Annotated in this window: 1 protein-coding gene; it reads left to right on the plus strand. The window is 46.8% G+C overall.

Features of this window, described 5'->3' with window-relative positions; all coding sequences use genetic code 11:
* Positions 1-189: 189 nt before the first annotated feature.
* On the plus strand, positions 190-1,063 hold an 874-nt coding region (locus R7P35_RS26130; RefSeq protein ID WP_318093386.1), incomplete at its 3' end, for a LytS/YhcK type 5TM receptor domain-containing protein.

Here is a 1,063-nt window from a genome sequence, read left to right on the forward strand (position 1 = left end):
TGGCGGATGAAGAAAAACCACAAGCAGTCACAGAAACTGCGTAAGCCAACCACATATTGACTGGTTAAGACAAGGAGCCTGCCGTTTGCAGGCTCTTTTTGTTTTATACCTAAATGACTTTAAAGGCCGATAAAACCTTGAGGTTGTTTAGGTATACAATAACAACATTAATTTCAGGTTAGGTTCGCTATGGAACTGGTTATCTCTCTCTTGCAGCAAATGTGTGTTTACTTAGTCTTGGCTTACATGCTGAGTAAAACACCCATCATCTTACCGCTACTGAGTATTTCGTCTCGCCTTAGCCATCGTTTGATTTGCTACGTGCTCTTTTCTGGCTTTTGTATCCTCGGGACGTACTTTGGTCTACACATCAATGATGCTATCGCCAACACCCGTGCCATTGGCGCTGTCATGGGCGGGTTGTTCGGCGGGCCAGTAGTTGGTTTTGCTGTCGGCTTAACTGGCGGGATTCATCGTTATTCCCTTGGCGGCTTTACCGACCTAGCCTGTGCTATTTCAACCACTGCTGAAGGCGTGATTGGTGGCTTGTTACATGTCTACCTTATCAAACGCAACAGGGGCGCTTTGCTGTTCAACCCAAGCGTGGTGTTCAGCGGGACATTTGTTGCCGAAGTTGTGCAGATGATTTTGTTGTTGGCGGTAGCCAAACCCTTCGACCAAGCCTACGAACTGGTGTCAGCGATTGCCGCTCCGATGATCATTGCCAACTCGTTCGGTGCCGCACTTTTCATGAGCATCCTACAAGATAGAAAAACCATTTTTGAAAAGTACTCCGCAACCTTTTCACGCCGTGCGCTTACCATCGCCGATCGCTCCGTAGGCATTTTGAGCAACGGTTTTAACACCGAGAATGCAGAAAAAATCGCTCGTATCATTTACGAAGAAACCAAGGTTGGCGCAGTTGCAATTACTGATCAAGAGAAGATTTTGGCGTTTGTCGGCATTGGCGATGACCACCATAGACCGAATACGCCTATTTCATCGCAAAGCACATTAGATTCGATGGAGAAAAACGACATCATCTACCTTGATGGTACAGAGC

The sequence above is a fragment of the Vibrio sp. Vb0304 genome (assembly GCF_033338995.1).
GTDB lineage: Bacteria > Pseudomonadota > Gammaproteobacteria > Enterobacterales > Vibrionaceae > Vibrio > Vibrio alginolyticus.